General features: G+C 37.3%; 14 protein-coding genes. 4 read left to right on the forward strand and 10 right to left on the reverse strand.

The window, feature by feature from the left end; all coding sequences use genetic code 11:
- From PNEUHYL_RS01555 to tssB, 10 genes are read right to left on the reverse strand one after another with little or no spacing between them, the layout of a single operon-like run.
- Entirely contained in the window at nucleotides 1-636 is a 636-nt protein-coding gene (locus PNEUHYL_RS01555) for a type VI secretion system-associated protein TagO (protein WP_059365528.1), read from the reverse strand.
- A gap of 17 nt (nucleotides 637-653) precedes the next feature.
- Nucleotides 654-1,499, reverse strand: coding sequence for a type IVB secretion system protein IcmH/DotU (icmH, locus tag PNEUHYL_RS01560; RefSeq protein ID WP_059365529.1), 846 nt, complete (start codon nucleotides 1,497-1,499; stop codon nucleotides 654-656).
- On the reverse strand, nucleotides 1,499-2,845 hold the full coding sequence (tssK, locus tag PNEUHYL_RS01565) for a type VI secretion system baseplate subunit TssK (protein WP_059365532.1): 1,347 nt from the start codon (nucleotides 2,843-2,845) through the stop codon (nucleotides 1,499-1,501). The genes icmH and tssK overlap by 1 nt, the downstream gene beginning before the upstream one ends.
- Nucleotides 2,845-3,522, reverse strand: coding sequence for a type VI secretion system lipoprotein TssJ (gene tssJ / locus PNEUHYL_RS01570; RefSeq protein WP_059365535.1), 678 nt, complete (start codon nucleotides 3,520-3,522; stop codon nucleotides 2,845-2,847). Before tssJ ends, tssK begins: the two co-directional genes overlap by 1 nt.
- Before the next feature lie 13 nt (nucleotides 3,523-3,535).
- Nucleotides 3,536-4,312: a hypothetical protein gene (locus PNEUHYL_RS01575; protein WP_059365536.1), complete on the reverse strand. Its 777-nt coding sequence runs from the start codon at nucleotides 4,310-4,312 to the stop codon at nucleotides 3,536-3,538.
- Complete coding sequence (gene tssG, locus PNEUHYL_RS01580) at nucleotides 4,313-5,311, reverse strand: type VI secretion system baseplate subunit TssG (protein ID WP_059365537.1); 999 nt, start codon at nucleotides 5,309-5,311, stop codon at nucleotides 4,313-4,315.
- Nucleotides 5,275-7,026 carry a type VI secretion system baseplate subunit TssF gene (gene tssF / locus PNEUHYL_RS01585; RefSeq protein ID WP_059365538.1) on the reverse strand — a complete coding sequence of 584 codons (1,752 nt, stop codon included), beginning with the start codon at nucleotides 7,024-7,026 and terminating at the stop codon, nucleotides 5,275-5,277. Before tssF ends, tssG begins: the two co-directional genes overlap by 37 nt.
- Nucleotides 7,027-7,443: a type VI secretion system baseplate subunit TssE gene (gene tssE / locus PNEUHYL_RS01590; protein WP_059365539.1), complete on the reverse strand. Its 417-nt coding sequence runs from the start codon at nucleotides 7,441-7,443 to the stop codon at nucleotides 7,027-7,029. It lies immediately after the preceding gene.
- Nucleotides 7,444-7,451: 8 nt separating this feature from the next.
- Nucleotides 7,452-8,939, reverse strand: a complete 1,488-nt coding sequence (gene tssC, locus PNEUHYL_RS01595; RefSeq protein WP_059365540.1) for a type VI secretion system contractile sheath large subunit — start codon at nucleotides 8,937-8,939, stop codon at nucleotides 7,452-7,454.
- A gap of 10 nt (nucleotides 8,940-8,949) precedes the next feature.
- Complete coding sequence (gene tssB, locus PNEUHYL_RS01600) at nucleotides 8,950-9,447, reverse strand: type VI secretion system contractile sheath small subunit (RefSeq protein WP_059365541.1); 498 nt, start codon at nucleotides 9,445-9,447, stop codon at nucleotides 8,950-8,952.
- A 288-nt stretch (nucleotides 9,448-9,735) separates the two neighbouring features.
- On the opposite strand from tssB, the gene PNEUHYL_RS01605 reads away from it, so the two are divergent.
- From PNEUHYL_RS01605 to PNEUHYL_RS13640, 4 genes are all read left to right on the forward strand, one after another.
- Nucleotides 9,736-10,005, forward strand: coding sequence for a PAAR domain-containing protein (locus PNEUHYL_RS01605; RefSeq protein WP_059365542.1), 270 nt, complete (start codon nucleotides 9,736-9,738; stop codon nucleotides 10,003-10,005).
- Nucleotides 10,006-10,068: 63 nt separating this feature from the next.
- A complete protein-coding gene (locus PNEUHYL_RS01610; protein WP_059365543.1) occupies nucleotides 10,069-12,159 on the forward strand; it encodes a type VI secretion system Vgr family protein in 2,091 nt (696 codons plus the stop codon).
- A gap of 262 nt (nucleotides 12,160-12,421) precedes the next feature.
- Entirely contained in the window at nucleotides 12,422-13,837 is a 1,416-nt protein-coding gene (locus PNEUHYL_RS01615) for a DUF4123 domain-containing protein (RefSeq protein WP_059365544.1), read from the forward strand.
- 4 nt (nucleotides 13,838-13,841) lie between these two features.
- Entirely contained in the window at nucleotides 13,842-16,778 is a 2,937-nt protein-coding gene (locus PNEUHYL_RS13640; protein WP_059365545.1) for a toxin VasX, read from the forward strand.
- Nucleotide 16,779 lies beyond the last annotated feature (1 nt).

Below are 16,779 nucleotides of genomic sequence, written 5' to 3' on the forward strand. Positions count from 1 at the left end.
TTACCAACCACATTCTTTTCTTATTGGTGCAACCTGAGAGGCAAGCCCATGGTTTTTGAAGATGTACTGACGATTCTCTTGGGGAAGGGAAACAGAAAATGTATCAATATATAAAATCGATTTTAGTTGTTTGATAGCATAAAGTCCGCGACCGGCATCAAGTAAATAGCCTCGCTCGGCGCTTTGCCAATCAATTTTAGAGGCTGTTTGATTCGTTTCAGTATTAGCAATATGTACATTCAGCAAACTATGTTTAACCGGTTTACCCAATGCTATTTGGAATCTTGTTATATTATCTTTACAGGCAATGTACACTGAGGCATCGCCATCATTACTTAGTAAAGCCAATTCTAAGTTATTTTCAACCGCTGAATTCCCGACATCATCTTTTGCCAATGTAAAAATATCACCAACCAATTTGGGCACAAGGTTACCTAATACACGCTCATCAATCACTTGTTCTCTAACCGGTGTATTAAATGCGCTGTCAAAACAAGCAAGGCGATTAATATTTGATTTGATTGAAACACATTGTTCAGCTTGTTCCAGTCTCCCTTCAGATAAAGCACTTATAGAATATATTGATAAGAAAGAAGCAAGTATCGTTTTACATATAAAAGATAAACGTAGTGTCATCAAAAGGATCCTCATTGCTACATATTATTGATAATATCATTGACGTTATTAATAATTTCAGTCGAATATGAATCTAAAAACATGCTATATAAGAAGTAAATTAACGCAAAGACAAGCAAAGTTCCCCACACAAAGCAATTTAGTGATAATGGTTTTTTCACCGTATAATCCCTTTTATAGAGATGTATCTGCTGATTTCTTTGATAGTCATATCCTCGTAATGGTCTAAGCGTCTTTTGTAATTTAATTAATGTGTTTTGAATGTTTTCTTGACCATGTGGCCCAATTGCATACTGCCCTTTGAATCCAAGAGCAAGGCAAATGTACATAAACTCCAGTAATTCATGATATTTTTCCGGTTCTAGCATCGTTCTTGACAAAATCGAATAAAACTTTTCTCCTCCCCAGGTCTCATTATGGAAATGAGCTAATAAAGAACGTTGTCCCCAAATTGAGGAGTTTCCCCAAGGCGTTGCCATAACAATTTCATCAATAAATGTGCACACGCAGTATCTGAACGAGAGTTGAAAAGCACTGTCATAATTCAATTCTTTTACTTTTTCACTCAATACCATCACTTCATTTTGCATTCTGGAATAAAGACTTCCTATATCTTCTAAATGAGATATCTTTTTTAACCTAAGTGCCGTTGCCAACAACGGATTTGCCAATTCAATTAAGGCATTATAGGAATGTGTCTGTAACTGAAAGTCGTAGTCAATATCAAAGTCAACATTGACAACTTGCTCATAAAGAAGATCTGTTTTCTCATTAATTACCGGCACATTATTTGTAATGACAACTCGCCCTGCAGGCTCATCAATGACAGGATTATATGTATTTAATAATTCACGATTATTCATTATGCTAAATCTCCACGAATTGCCCAAAATTCAATCTCTAACCCCGGATAATTTCCTGTTATATGGAAACCAAATCCAGACGAGGTTAGCAAATTCTCCCAATATGGTGATGTTTTGTCCAATTGGAAATACATAAAGCCAGAATGATAAGGCAAGTACCTTGGTGCAACAGGTAAAGCGTTTACCGGTACACCTGGTAACTGTAAATGAATCAATTGATTAATTTTTTCAATACTGGATATTTTAGTTTGTTGAATAAACTGAGTTTTTAACAAATCCGGCTGTAAATGCGCTTTAATTGCAATAATAAATTCAGCCGAAGAATAGAGTGACGAATCATTAACTTGAGCGGTATAAACGCCATACTGATGTGCAACAACCGGCAATGGTACTACTTTTGTATTTGTCACCACGCTTAAGTAAGATTTAATATCACTAAATAGCGGATTTAATGAAGCCGCCGGATTATCATGAAGATACTCATAGAAAGTCTCTGAAAAACGTTCTTTTAATACAAAAGTTGCCAACTCACTACGCAATGAAGCAAGCAATTCGTACACTGATAAGGGGTGAGATTTTCCTAATTTAACGATGCTTTTCACTAAAGGAGAAACTCTATTAAGCGTTAAAAGCATAAGGAAATCATTAACATCCGCCACTCCCGATTGTTCCGGACGACCAATTCGGTTTACAATATTTTGTGCTCTTAATAAAATTAAATCTGATAACTCGGCTAACTTATTAATAAATAGCGGCATTGCGGTAATATGCAATGACATAGGGTAAAAACCCTCGTCTAATATTACTTGATGATCTAATGTTATATCTTTAATTTTTGCAACAGGTAAAGAGAGGTAATTGCTTAGATCATCTAATGAGGACTTTATGAAATATTGATTTTTTAGCAATTCAAGTTGGGTGTAACTCCCATTCTCACTATGAGAATCTTTCACTTCCGTAAAAATAATCTCACTCCGTGAATCAACCGAATCTAAATTAGTTGCAGAATATTTAATTTCACCTTCCCCACTAGAAATAATAGGTAAACAAAGGTAGAGTGTTTCCCCTACTAAGTTGCTATCCACACTAATCGGAGAAGGCAGGCTATCTGTTAGAGGTAAATCAAAAAGTGTTCCATCGGGCATCACCCCTTTACATTCAGTAAGCCCTACCTTTCCAAAAGAAAGCTGCTGTTGATCAAATGCAATTTTCTCAAAACCTAAATTATAAGCCGAAATATCAATAACTTGCTTCAATTGCGATGTTAAAAAACGGCTTTCTTGTTGAAAATGTTGAGGTCGAATGAATAGACCTTCTTTCCATAAAACACGATTTGATAGAGACATTAGTTATCCTTATAAATTTCAACTTTAGAATCTAATACGCGGATTAGCAAAGGATAGCTTTCCCCACCTTTTGGTTTTACTTGTACAATACCTTTCCATTTACGGTTTTCATAACCATTAAATAATGCTACCACGCCAATATAATGAGTTTTCTCATTCATTGCTTCTGAATCAACAAATCTGAACTGATTTGGCGCTATGATTAGGTCAATATTCGAAATATAGGTTTTACCTAATGAGTCGGTAAAATCATTACCTCTAAAATCATCATATGTGCTACTTAGGAATAGGGACTTATCCGTTAATTGAAAAACTTTCAGCATAACAGGCGTAGCTCTTGCATCTGCTTTTCCATTTTCTTGTTCAATAATTTGTTTATCTGAATTCGAACTATTGGCAGTCACATTCTTTCTATATTCTGTGGTTGTCATGGGACGTTTTACCTGGCTTTTCGATACATCAAGTACTTCTTCAAACTCAGCCGATGCTTCATCACTTACCACTGCTACCGAATCATCTTTTGGAGAATAAACATTGATATTTGCACGATCTGTTGCATAAATAGAAAGTGAATACGTCGATGCTTTCAATAAACGAGGGTTCACAGCCGGCTCATTCGAAGAGCAGGCTGTTATAGTTAATGCTGCTGTAAGCATAAATAAAGACTTTAATTTCATAAGATTTCCTTAGTTACTTAATAAAAAATAGAGGATCTAAAATAAGCTCCTCCGGTTTGGCATCAACTTTTTTATTAGAAGATGATACGGTATTTTCTAACAACTCATGTTCAATTGTGGATTCCAATGTAGTCTGTCTTAGCACTTTTGAGGATGAAATAATATCCGGTGGTGTGTAATATTCCGAAAAACTATTAATATGAGGGTTAAAGAATTTATATCCCTCTATGGATATCGTTTGATGAGGAGAGGCATCAACTAACTCTAAAGAATACTCTTCATCTGCTTTTAATGCTAATAATGGATCCAAATTGGTTTCATTTACTTTTAACTCTAATAACTCCCGATTAACTTTATTATTATAGTTAAAATTGTATTGATAGCACTCTAAACTTAAAATTGTATTACCTGTTTGTTTGTTAAGTAAATGAGATAATTCATCTTGTAACGTAACAACTTCAGCTTCGTTAGTAAATATTTTCGCTCGAATCTTATAACTATATAACGAGATAAGATCATTATCATTTAATTTAACAATTCCCCCCTTAGGAAGCGCCTGAGTTGTACCATTAATAAAAACCTTTTTACTGTGAGAAATCAAGCAGAAACTCGCGTTGTAATACTTTATTTCAAACTCTATATCAGAAATTTCATTTTTCCAATTATCTAATTTCCAACTTATATCCGATGCCGAGCCAACAAATCCGCCGTCTGAATCAAAATAACAATAAGGTAATGTTCCTTTTTCAAGCATAAAAGCATCTGTTATCATTAATAAAAGTCTATGCATTTAAACGGCTCCTTCGATAATCACCTGCTTTAAAGAATAACTCCCAGCAGAATCTGCATTAATTAGAGTTGTCCATCCAAGAAAACTAGAATTATCCATTCCTAAAATAAATGTAGATTTTGTATCAGGGCGTAAACTAAGTGAAAGCTCATAAGGTAAAGGATCTTTTAGTAAAAAACGAATCAATTCTTTTAAGTGTTTATATCTCTCAGTATTTGGCAAGAATTGATAAAATTCATCAACTTCTAGATTATTAATATGAATACGGAACTTATTTGAGAACGATTCAACATTACTGCCCGAAATAAAATTATCTCCAAGTACTACATTCTGTACACCGAGTTTATTTTTCTGGTCAATTTCTATTTCAAGAATCCGTCTTACATGCTCTTCAATAAAAATATCATTTAAATCAAAATAATGCCGAATAATATCAGCTAACACTTCAGGCGTTCTTACCCCAGATTGTATTATTCCAATATAGTAAAAAATTTTATGCCAGTTTAACTTAGAATACCCTATAAAATCCTTAGATAATCCCAAAAGATTTATCATGTTGCAAGAGTAATCATCAGAAAAGTCTGATTTAAATCTTATATAATGCTTATACTTCCGCCAAATCTGATGAAAAATTGCAATCAAATGATGATTAAAAAAATCTAAATATCTCGCTTGAATAGATTCGCTATCATAAGATTCTTCTGCGATCTCGTCTAATATACTGCCTGGAAGTGGGCCTGCAGCCCCTTGCAGCCCTAGAAAATTAACTAAAAACTGAAATTTTTTTTCTTCCTTTTCCTCTAAAATAGTAAGTTGCTCAATATCCCCAACAGGAAAGTTAAGTTTAGGGTTACTAAAAAAACGAAATACCGATTCCTCAATGAGAGTATTTTCTAATTCATCCAGACTTATAGATGATGACTTTGCAATTGCCTCTACGAGTTGATGAAATCCGTACTGATTTAAATCAGTCTTTGTAGAGAAGTTTTCTGTTCCCATTTAAATATCTCGTTGTTGCTCGTATTTACAACCTCTAGAAGATGAAAGGAATTTATCGTACCGTATAACCTAAAAAACTCCGCAAGAAGTGTACCAAATAAAAATAGCTCCCCTTCACACAGAAAATGATTACTATCTATTCTTAATACTGATTTTTGCCCTCTGTATACTACGCCCTTTATTACTTTATCAATAGAACGGGTTACAATAGATTCCATTCCAGCCAAGCGTTTCTCTGTACGTCTTAATGACTGGACATCATTCATAGCTGGGAAATCATAAGTTAACAAAATCCCCTTTAAAACATCCAATCTTGTTAGAGATAGATAATTAAGTGAGAGATTAGATATCAACTTCCAGTGAACAGACTCATCTAAGACCGCTCTAATTGTTTTTACTGGTAGGGTAATATTTTTAAAATCAATATAAGAAGGCGTATTCTGCGATGGAATACAGATATCACCAATGCCCAACAACTCGGGAAGATTATTATTTGTGCAATCTAAATCTATTGATATAGTTTCTCTTAAAGTATCTAAAAGCTTATTTGAACTGGATACAAAAGAGATAAAATGATCATATCTTGTTTCTTCAATATTATCTTTAATCGTTGATTTATAGTATTCCCTATTTCCGGTAGATGTCGTATGCTCAAATGATTCAAACTTTGGATAATTATAAATTTTATTTCCAATATCCTTCAAATGTTTTGAACCAGAAACACTTCTAATATCAAATATCTCAAAATGTTCTCGATTAAAACCGGTTGGAATAATCGGATATAGCTCTTTCTCTCCATTAAGATTTATTGGAATAGCATCATGTTCAAATAAATTAATCACAGGCGCACAATACAATGAAAAATCGGCCTGTGTTAACTTAAGATCTTTAGGAAAAGAACGATCAAACTCAAAAAATAACTTAAAATTTTTACCCGCTAATCTATTTAAGTAAAGATGCAATTTTCTTAACTTAAAAAAATAAAATTTCTTAGGAAAAAAGAAAAATTCTTGTAATAAACGATATCCGTCAAATGCATTATCCGGATAAGGAATCAATGATTCTTTTTTATCAAAACCAACCGAAGAAACAATATCAGGTGGTAAATTAATAATACCTTCTTCTGTTTTTATAAAAATTCTTGTTAGATAATTAAAAATCCACTGATAGCAAGTTAATGCACTGTAATCGCTTCCAGATAAATAAAACGATAGCTCATCACACTGTATAGACGCAAAATCACCATCCGTAATATTCTCTAGCTCTAACTCAATGACTGCCGACTCGTTACCTGTAACACTTTTTACACTATTTAAAACTATTGGGTAAACGGCTACATCCATGGTTGTTTGAAACTGACAAGCTGTGCCATCTACTGATTTAGAGGAGACAAATGTACCTTTGGGTATAATATGCTTTGTTGTAATAGCTCTTTCTTTAGGTTTAAAATTTAAAATCGCACAACTTGGTAAAGGACGTAAATAATTTGGCCAGAGAAGCTGAATCATTGATTGAGTTATCTCCGGCAAATTATCCTGTACTTTTTCTTTCAATCGAGCGATCAAAAATGCAAAAGACTCAATTATTCTTTCTGCTTCAGGATCAACGATTTCGTCAGATAAAAAACGAGATAAATGAGGATAGATCTTTGAAAAATACTGCCCGTCTTTTTTCAGAAAATCTAATTCAGCCCGAAAAAACTCTTTTAAAGACATCTACATAACCTTAAATTTTTTACTTGAACTATCCAAAATAATATTTAGCTCTGTTAATTCATTCCTTTGCTTTAATAATACCGAGCAAGTAATTCGAAAATTAAGTTGCAGAACATCATACGTATCAGGAATATATTCTATTCTCATAATTTGGATTCTGGGCTCATAACGCTCCAAATTCGAACGAATATTTGAGATTATCGCTTGCCCCAAACTTCGTGTTGTCGCAGTTGCATCATTGAAGTCTTTTAAACCAAAATCGGGCGCACATAATGTGCACCCTTCTTTTGAATTTAAGATTAGTTCTATGTTCTTTTTAATTGAACGGATTAAATCGCTTACAATTTCCCTTTCTGTTTTCTTTTTTATAACATCCGTGTTTTGCGAAGCTGTTTTAATCCTATTCCAAAATCCCATAAAAATAACTACTTACTGTTATCAATGTCCAAACGGCCAACAAGAGAAAGATCAAAACTTGCGCCCATATATTTAAAGTGCGGTCTAACAGATAAAGAAACTTTATACCAACCCGGCTCACCCGCCACACTAGATACTTCTACTTTTGCAGAACGTAAAGGACGACGGCTACGAACATCTGCCGGTGGGTTTTCTTGGTCAGAAACATATTGTTTCAACCATACATTTAATTCACGTTCAAGATCTTGACGCTCTTTCCACGAACCGATTTGCTCACGCTGTAACACTTTCAAATAATGAGCCAAGCGATTCACAATAAACATATATGGTAATTGCGTACCCAGCTTATAATTGGTTTCAGCGGCTTTTCCTTCCTCAGTATTTGGGAATTTTTTCGGTTTTTGCACAGAGTTTGCCGAAAAGAATGCTGCATTATCACTTCCTTTACGCATTGTTAAAGGAATAAAGCCTTCATCAGCCAATTCAAACTCTTTACGATCGGTGATTAACACTTCTGTTGGAATTTTTGCTTGCAAGTGCCCAAATGATTCAAACAAATGCAATGGTAAATCATCAACCGCACCGCCGCTTTGCGGACCAATAATATTTGGACACCAACGATATTTCGCAAAACTATCAGTTACTTTTGAAGCCATCAAGAACGCAACATTACTCCACAAATAATTCTCGTGTTTACCATCAATGCTTTCATAGTAATTAAAGGTTCTAACCGGATTTTCAACCGGATCATAAGGTAAGCGCGATAAGAAACGCGGCATAGTTAACGCCAGATATTTAGAATCTTCAGACTCTCTTAAAGAACGCCATTTCGCATAACGCGGCCCTTCAAAAATATCCTTGATTTCTTTAATTTCAGATAACGCGGCATAACTGTCTAAGCCAAAAAATTCAGGGCCTGCGGCAGAAATAAACGGCGCATGAGATATCGCACCAACCGAAGAAACATATTGTAATAACTTCATATCCGGCGCAGACGGCGTAAACATATAGTTACCTACAATGGCAGCAACAGGCTCGCCACCAAATTGTCCGTAATTAGCAGAATAAACGTGCTTATAAAGACCACTTTGCGTGATATCTGTTGCATATTCAAAATCATCAAGTAATTCTTCTTTGCTAACGTTTAGCACTTCAATTTTGATGTTTTCACGGAAATCGGTACGATCAACAAGTAATTTTAAACCGCGCCACGCAGATTCCATTTCTTGAAATTTTTCATTATGCAGAATTTCATCAACCTGATGACTGATTTTCTCATCAAGTCGAACAATCATTTCATCAATTAATGTTTTATTTACAACAGTGTCTTTACTGTCCGATTTCAACATTTCAGAAATAAATTCCGCAATACCGCGTTGTGCAATACTATAATCATCGTTTTCCGGTTTGAAACGAGTTTGCTCCATAACTTGATCAAGCAAACTTGTTGTTTGAACTTTTTTCTCAGCGCCTGCTGTTTGATTATTAGCAACCATAGATTTCACCTTATTCTTTTTCTAAAATGATAGCCAACTCTTTCTCCAATGCTTCTCTTGCATTCGGATCAGCGATAAGCTCTTGTAATTTATGTCTAAATGCAGGGATATTTCCCATCGGGCCTTTTAAAGCGAGTAGCGCTTCACGCAATTCTAAAAGCTTATTCAGTTGTGGAACTTGCTTCGCAATACTATCAGGCGAAAAATCGGACATGCTTTCAATTTTAAGGTTTACCCCTATATCTTGATCTTCCGCATTTTCCTCCAAACGATTTGGTACGGCAATCTCAATAGATAAATCCGACTGCTTCATCACAGCATCAAAATTATGCTTATCAATAGAAACGGTTTTTCTTTCTTCAAGGCTTAATTCTTCAGGAGAACCTTTAAAATCTCCCGTTACGAGAAGTTTTAGCGGTAACTCAATTTCATCAACTTGCCCCTCAGTCGCGGGTGTGTATTTAATATTTATGCGCTCTTTTGGTGCGACAGAACCTGCTTTAGACATAGAAAATCCTCTCTGGAAAGTTAAACTGTTTTTTTATTTTACAAGCGATATGCTGAAAAATGTACAAATTATAAGAAATCGCCTCTACTAAATCAATGATAGGAGTCAAATTTAAAATGAATTAATGTGTATAAGCATAATATGACTTAATTTAACCGCACTTTATTTACTTTATCAGTCAATCAGCATCACTTTTTCTTATTTAATGATAAAAAAACAATAACTAGAGAAAATTTAATCATTTTAGTTTAAAATGCTCCAATCAAATTTTGTGTATAGGAGGAAAATATGTCTGCACGTCGAGTTATCGTAATTGGAGATAAAACTACTCATGGCGGAACAGTATTACAAGGCTCCCAAACCATGACAGCCGGAGGCAAAGCCATTGCCCGCCAAGGTGATTTAGTCGCTTGCCCTAAATGCAAAGGAAACTTTCCTATTGTAGAAGGTTCCTCCAAAATGTCCGCCAATGGGCGGGCTGTCGCTCTTGAAAGAATGAAAACCGCTTGTGGTGCGGAGCTTATTGCCTCACAATCGGTGATGAAAGCCGAAACATAATTTATTGTTTATCATTCATAATGGTCTTTAACTGCCCGATACATTTTTTTGGAGGAATCTCAAATGACCGTTCAATCTGATTACCGTTATAGCCTCACAGTCAATGGAGCCGGCCAATTCGATGTCGTGCGTTTCGAATTAAAAGAACACCTCTCCACCCTATTCCGTCTTGAACTTGATCTCGCAAGTTTCGGTTCCGAACCCGATTTCCTCACTATCATCGACCACCCGGCTACGCTAACTTTCTGGCAAGGGGAACAAGCAGTACGTCATGTTAATGGCGTTGTTACGGCTTTGAAGCAAGGCAAAACCGGTTTTACCCGCACCCGTTACCACATGGTGATTGAACCCTCTATTTGCCGTGCCGGATTACAAACGGATTTACGTATTTTTCAACAACAAAATTCCCAAGAGATTATCGAAACCCTGCTGCAAAAAAATAACGCACTACAAAGTCAATTTCATCTACAACATCCTTACTGGACACGCGAATATTGCGTGCAATATCGCGAAACCGATTTAAACTTCATTGAACGTCTCGCCGCCGAAGAAGGGTCATACTATTATTTTGAACACATCGCAGACAATCACACCATTCATTTCTCCAACAACACCGCACTTTCTGAGAAAAAAGGCAATCTAGTCTATAACGCCATGCCTGCCGGACAACGCCCTGAAGCCGCCGTGTGGCATTGGGCTTATCAAGAAAAACTCAGCCCTACCCTTCAAACACTACGGGATTACACCTTCACCAATCCACGCTATAACCAAGAACACCAAGCCGCCTTGCAAGGCTCTAATGCCTTAGGCGAAATCCGTCAAGGCGAACTCAGCGAAAACCATCACGGTATCTATGAACGTTATGATTATCCGGGACGCTATAAACGTGATGCGCAAGGTAAACCTTTCACCCAATATCGCTTGGAATATGAACGTCGTGAGGCTGAACTCGCCATTGCCCAAAGTGATGATTTACGCGTGCAGCCCGGCTATGTATTCGGATTGACCGGTCATCAACGTGAAGCCTTTAATCGGGATTGGTTAATTGTGGGCGTTGAGCATTATGGTTGGCAACCCGGTGTATTAGAAGAAGAGGCCGGCGAAGAGGGAAACCGTTACGAAAATCGCATTAAACTCATTCCAAACACCACCCAATGGCGACCAGAACCCCAGCCCCGCCCCGTGGTAGAGGGCTCGCAAATGGCACATGTGGTCGGCCCTGCCGATGAAGAGATTTATTGTGACGAATGGGGACGGGTAAAAGTCCAATTCCCATGGGATCGTGAGGGTCAAAACAACGAACACAGCTCTTGCTGGATTCGGGTCAGCCAAGGTTGGGCGGGGGCACAGTTCGGTCATATCGCCATTCCGCGTATCGGTCATGAAGTGATGGTGGATTTCTTAGAGGGTGATCCGGATCAACCAATTATTACGGGTCGCACCTATCACAGTACAACAGAGCCGCCTTATGCCCTACCGGAGCATAAAACCCGAATGACAATTAAATCCAAAACCCACAAAGGTAATGGCTTTAACGAACTACGCTTTGAAGATGAAAACGGCAAAGAAGAAGTCTTTATTCATGCCGAGCGGGATCAAAACAATGTGGTAAAAAACGATGAAACCACCCAAATCGGACATGATCGCAGTGAACAGGTGGGAAACGACGAAACTATCACTATCGGCAACAACCGCACGGAAACCGTCGGGCAGGATGAATCCTTAACCGTCGGGCGCGACCAATCCAATAAAATCAATCGCAACCGCATGACTAAGATTGAAAAGGATGAGGTGTTAAATATCGGCAATCATCTCGCCATGGATATCTATGCCAATCAAGATGTTAAAACCGGTCGGGATTACAAACATGTGGTACAGGCTAAAGCCAAACTGGAAGTCGGCGAATTATTAAAACATCACACCAAACACGCCAATATGGAGGCAGAAAATAAGGTGCGTGTGGCTGGTCCGGGCGGTACCATTATTATTGACACCAAAGGAATTACCCTGAAAGGCAAAGTTACTGTCAAAGGCGACCTTATCACTCGTGGAGGGGCACCGGAGAAAATCGAAACCCTCGCCCTTCTTGCCCACCAAGGAGACGATCTTTGCCCAATATGTGAAGCGATGAAAAATAAAAAAGTGGAAAACTGATTTGTGATTGCCGATAGACTTCAAAAGAAGGAATGAAAATATAAAGAATTAAGGATAATAATAAAAAATAAGAATAAAATGCGGTCAAATTTCAGCCTGTTTTCATTATCGGATAAAAGAGAGAAAAGTGAGAATGATTAGACAGATTAAAAAAACATCTGAAAAATCAACCGCATTTTTGCCTATATCATGCGTTACCATGATATGGTCCACAACCTGTTGTTCTCTGCACGAATAACAAAGGGTTATAGGAGATAACACTATGTCCACACAACAACCGACCGGACAAATTTGGCTCACCCATTATCATTTAAGCCATCAAGTCACACCCCATATCACACAGACCGCCTATTTACTTTGTTTGGCTGAAGATACGGAAAACTACCTTCAGCAGGTTGAGTATTATCTCAACCAACATCAACTTATCGGGCAAGCACAACTGGCACCGCTTCCTATTCAAACATGGCTCTCCCGACATGGCTTTGAGGCAGCACTTTGGCGGGCGGCGCAACAAGTGTCCAATAACTCGCCGTTGTTTTGTTTATATACCGATGAAGCGAGACAAACCAAACAACACCTTGACACCTTTCTTAACAGACAGTCCGTCCGATTTTCCCCCTTTACCGAGTTTATTGCCCCTGCGGTTCTGCCCGACGAAGTGTGGTCACTTTTCTTTGCGGATTTTGAAGGGCTGGGGGAATACCATCAAATCTTAAATCAAGCCGCACATAAAAAACAAAGAGAAAAAGCAAAAGAATCGGAAAAACACAGCCAAAATCCACCGCACTTTTATGCCGTGGTCGATTGTGCCAAAGCCGTCAGTTTTCCTTACCGCTTAGAGAGCGCCGGTCGTATGGCAAATCTTTATACCGGTAATATCGGGCAAACCTTAGAAGAGCAATCTCCTTACCTGTTGGAATTTGACCCGTACCAAGAAGAAACTGTGGCGTTTTTACAACGTTTGTTTAGAAAAGCCGATAGCAAAGTATTTAGCCATTGGGCGATTAATCCGGTGATTTTTATTAAAAGCCGTCAATCCTTTGATGAGGTTTATCGTCACCTGCGAAAATGGACCCACCTTTATGACCCAAACGCTGAAAAGTGGTATTTTTTCCGCTTCTACGACCCGCTCGTGCTCAATCGCTATCTGCCGCAACTGACCCACTACCCGGCTCAACTCGCGGCATTGTTTGGCGTGAATTCAAATACTCGGCCGGCGCAGCAAGCGGTTCAACCACAAGAAAAGCAAGCCCCCATTATTGAAGCGTTTGGTGTGCGTGTAGAGCAAGAATTTATTTGCTTTAGCTTAAACCCGTTACCGGAAAATACTCAGCCTGCCAAAATTGAGTTGGGGGAAGTGGAAAGAAGAGCCTTTGAACAGGTGTCTTGGAAAAAATTAAGCCAAAAACTCATTGCAATGCTTCTTCCTTATTTTCCTGATTTATCCGAGTCCCAAGCGCAACATTGGCTTGATGAATATAAACAAACACAATCTGCGCCGGAAAACACATCAGAGCGAGAATATTGGACTTACTTAAGCGGTCGGGCGATTGCCGAAGAAAAAGGATTGGATTACTTTGAATTACTTTCACAAATTCAAGCAAAGACCGCTTACCAAACAATTAACGCAACTGAATATTTATTAAACCGACTTATTGCCTCAATAAATAACAGGTAAAGCTATGACAAAAAACACTGAAAAATCAAATCAACAAAGAAAACCACTTGAAGGCTTGATTCAGGAAAGTAAAAATTTATCTATCTCAAACAATAAATGTGAACAACCTTTTATCCCAATTTATCCCGTTCGTTATGCTTTAAGTGGATTTTATTTAAACTCCATACGTGAAAGATTAAACGATAATGCAATTTTGCCATATTCCAAAATTGCTGATATATCAGTACCTAACGAAATGAAAAGAGGAAGTATCCATCAGCTCCAGCAATTACGTCAAGGGTATATTTATATCTACTCCCCAACGACACATAGAGCCGTTGCGACCGATAAAAATAATAAATGGCTTGTCTTTCGTTATGTAACCCATGCAGATGATGTAAATAGCAATAACTTCATCACTGAAGAAGATAAAAATCTTAAAACAACTAATTTTAAATTTGTACTCTATCAATGGGGGGATGAAGGGGCTAACGGTAAATGGGAACAAAGAGCAGTTGAAGGTTTACCTTTAATAACAGACACATTATTTGTCGATAAGACCCAGCAATGGGTTCAAATGGCATACAGTGAATATCCTTGGTCAGCCGAGATATTTGAGCATCTGGAAAAAGATGAACAAGCCCGCGCTGCTATTATGGCAAAAATAGATGTTCAGTCAAAAAAGCTCACGAAAAATAGTGCGCCTTTTGAAATGCTATGGGAACTGGCTATTGAATTCTCCAAAGAGCAAAAAAGCATTGAGCTGAATAAGGATACTTTTACCCGTATTAAAAAAGCCTTTAAAGCGCCAACACTATGCGGGGAACAAGATAAAGGTCTAATTGTTGCCTTAGAAGATACTATTGGTGAAATGCGTGAATTACAAAACCTTTTAACTCAATTTATCGATAAAAAAGCAACTTATCACGAAGAATACGCTTATCCTCTAACCATTGGTCATATCATTGATCCTAAAGTGATCTATGATGTCCAAGGAAAGGAATGTCCATTCAAAAATGAACAACTAATCATTAATCAAAATGGTGTAAAAAAAGCACTATCAAATGATTTTGGAAAATACACGAAATTAGTTGCAGATAGTTATAGTCGATTCGATGTTCCAGCAAAAGCGCTTACAGAACAACTTATCCAATTAAAACGGCGTAAACCGTTACGTGTTTTATTAACCGAGTTTATGCCTACGTTACTTAAAGAAATATCCAAAAAAGAATCGATAAATACAACCGGACTCGATCGCACAGCTTTTGTGTATTGTCGCCTTCTTGCTGATATTTGCATTGGCTTGGAAAGTACACAGGAAGGTCAAAAGGAACTGGAAACATTATTTACCGCTCCCGATTCCTCAAAAGGTGCTATCGGGGGAGAACAATACCGCAAATCTATTAAAGAGGCATTTGATGCGATATTTTCCTCAATGGAAACGATTGCAGACATTTCACATAGGATAGCTAATTTAAAACGGTTGTTCTCTTCAGTGGACAGTACCCTAACTTTTGTGGGAAATACGATTATAAAAATATGGTCAACCAATAAAGATTGTGTGATTGATTACAAAAAGATCTTATCGGTTTACGGCTTTCTGACCATGCATGGTAATCCTGAGGCTATGTTTATGGGGTTACATAAAAATCTAATAGAACACTTAGATACACAAGCAAAAACGGATAATGCAACAAGAAAAGAACGTCAAAAGGCGCTTTCAAAAATAAAAGCGAAACTAAGAGAAGAAAAAAGAAGCTGGATCGCCGATTTTGAATCCTATTCCAATCAAGCAGAAAAACTACAAAATTCAAAACGCTTTATCGGTATGCTCGCCGTCTTCAATGGAATAAAATCCCTTGAAGGTTACGATCCGATCAATAAAAAACTCAATAAAACCAAACTAGGGAAATGGTCACAACAAGAATGGCTGCAACGTACCTCATCTATTCTTGATATCTCTATCAGTACAGCGGATATTGCTTATGGCTTAGGAATTATCCGTAATCCCGGCGCGACAGTTCCTCTGGCAAAAGCTCCTCAGCTTCCCGGTGGTACTCTAAAAGCCATCGGCACAAATATCCGTGCTTATGCTTTTTTAGGTGGCGGTATTATTGTGGGGGTCATTGCGGTTATTATCGCAATGGGGGATCTTGCCGAAGCCATTGATAGTGGCGATAAAGCCTCTATTATCGGTAGTTCCTTAGTATTAACCGGCTCTATTGTTGGCGTAACGGCAAGTGCAATAGGTACAATGGGCGGTTTTTCAGGCATGCTTGCGTTAGGTATCGCGGGTGCAATTGCCCTTGTCTTAATAGTCATTGGCAGCGTGATTTTTACTTATTGGGGAAAATCAAAACTTGCCCTTTGGGTTGAACGAGGATTTTGGGGGAATGGAGATAAATATTACTACTGGGCAAATGAGAAAAGAGCCGAACACATCAGTGAGCAAATTGAAGATGCAAAAATTCTTTCAAATCAAAATTTGATTAAACAACTATATTCACAAGTAACCGATAATTCAATATTTTCATATACAGATAATATAGCGACTAAATCATCTAAATTGTCTCAATATATAAAAATAAAATACGGTTTTGATGAAGAACTCTATGATTATTTTATTCAACATGGAATGCAAATTAGTCATACTAACGATATTATCACAATAACCTATGCGGAATTTACCAAATCACATCCAAATTCAAACAATCTCAAGATATATTGTCATGAATTTCCTGGGAAAGGCATATATATTACTGATTTTAATTATTCAGGAATTAGCATCAACTTCTCGTTATCTGCTAATGGAATTACTTCATCTTCTTTTACTGCTTATGTAACATTTACAGACAAAGAAGGAGATAATGTAAACAAACTTTATCAAAGTGATGGCTTTAAAAAATTTATGAGCCAGCAAAATACACGAGCTTTACAAAAATTAGAAGCGCTAGGGGAATAGT

It is taken from the genome of Rodentibacter caecimuris (assembly GCF_001019715.1).
In the GTDB taxonomy this organism is placed as follows: Bacteria; Pseudomonadota; Gammaproteobacteria; order Enterobacterales; family Pasteurellaceae; genus Rodentibacter; species Rodentibacter caecimuris.

Bases quoted from the DNA above. Each gene is read 5' to 3' on its own strand.
- tssG (WP_059365537.1), bottom strand. From the start codon at position 5,311: ATGGGAACAGAAAACTTCTCTACAAAGACTGATTTAAATCAGTACGGA.
- tssK (WP_059365532.1), bottom strand. From the start codon at position 2,845: ATGTCTCTATCAAATCGTGTTTTATGGAAAGAAGGTCTATTCATTCGA.
- icmH (WP_059365529.1), bottom strand. From the start codon at position 1,499: ATGAATAATCGTGAATTATTAAATACATATAATCCTGTCATTGATGAG.
- tssF (WP_059365538.1), bottom strand. From the start codon at position 7,026: ATGTCTTTAAAAGAGTTTTTTCGGGCTGAATTAGATTTTCTGAAAAAA.
- tssJ (WP_059365535.1), bottom strand. From the start codon at position 3,522: ATGAAATTAAAGTCTTTATTTATGCTTACAGCAGCATTAACTATAACA.
- PNEUHYL_RS13640 (WP_059365545.1), top strand. From the start codon at position 13,842: ATGACAAAAAACACTGAAAAATCAAATCAACAAAGAAAACCACTTGAA.
- PNEUHYL_RS01605 (WP_059365542.1), top strand. From the start codon at position 9,736: ATGTCTGCACGTCGAGTTATCGTAATTGGAGATAAAACTACTCATGGC.
- tssC (WP_059365540.1), bottom strand. From the start codon at position 8,939: ATGGTTGCTAATAATCAAACAGCAGGCGCTGAGAAAAAAGTTCAAACA.
- tssE (WP_059365539.1), bottom strand. From the start codon at position 7,443: ATGGGATTTTGGAATAGGATTAAAACAGCTTCGCAAAACACGGATGTT.
- tssB (WP_059365541.1), bottom strand. From the start codon at position 9,447: ATGTCTAAAGCAGGTTCTGTCGCACCAAAAGAGCGCATAAATATTAAA.
- PNEUHYL_RS01615 (WP_059365544.1), top strand. From the start codon at position 12,422: ATGTCCACACAACAACCGACCGGACAAATTTGGCTCACCCATTATCAT.
- PNEUHYL_RS01575 (WP_059365536.1), bottom strand. From the start codon at position 4,312: ATGCATAGACTTTTATTAATGATAACAGATGCTTTTATGCTTGAAAAA.
- PNEUHYL_RS01555 (WP_059365528.1), bottom strand. From the start codon at position 636: ATGACACTACGTTTATCTTTTATATGTAAAACGATACTTGCTTCTTTC.
- PNEUHYL_RS01610 (WP_059365543.1), top strand. From the start codon at position 10,069: ATGACCGTTCAATCTGATTACCGTTATAGCCTCACAGTCAATGGAGCC.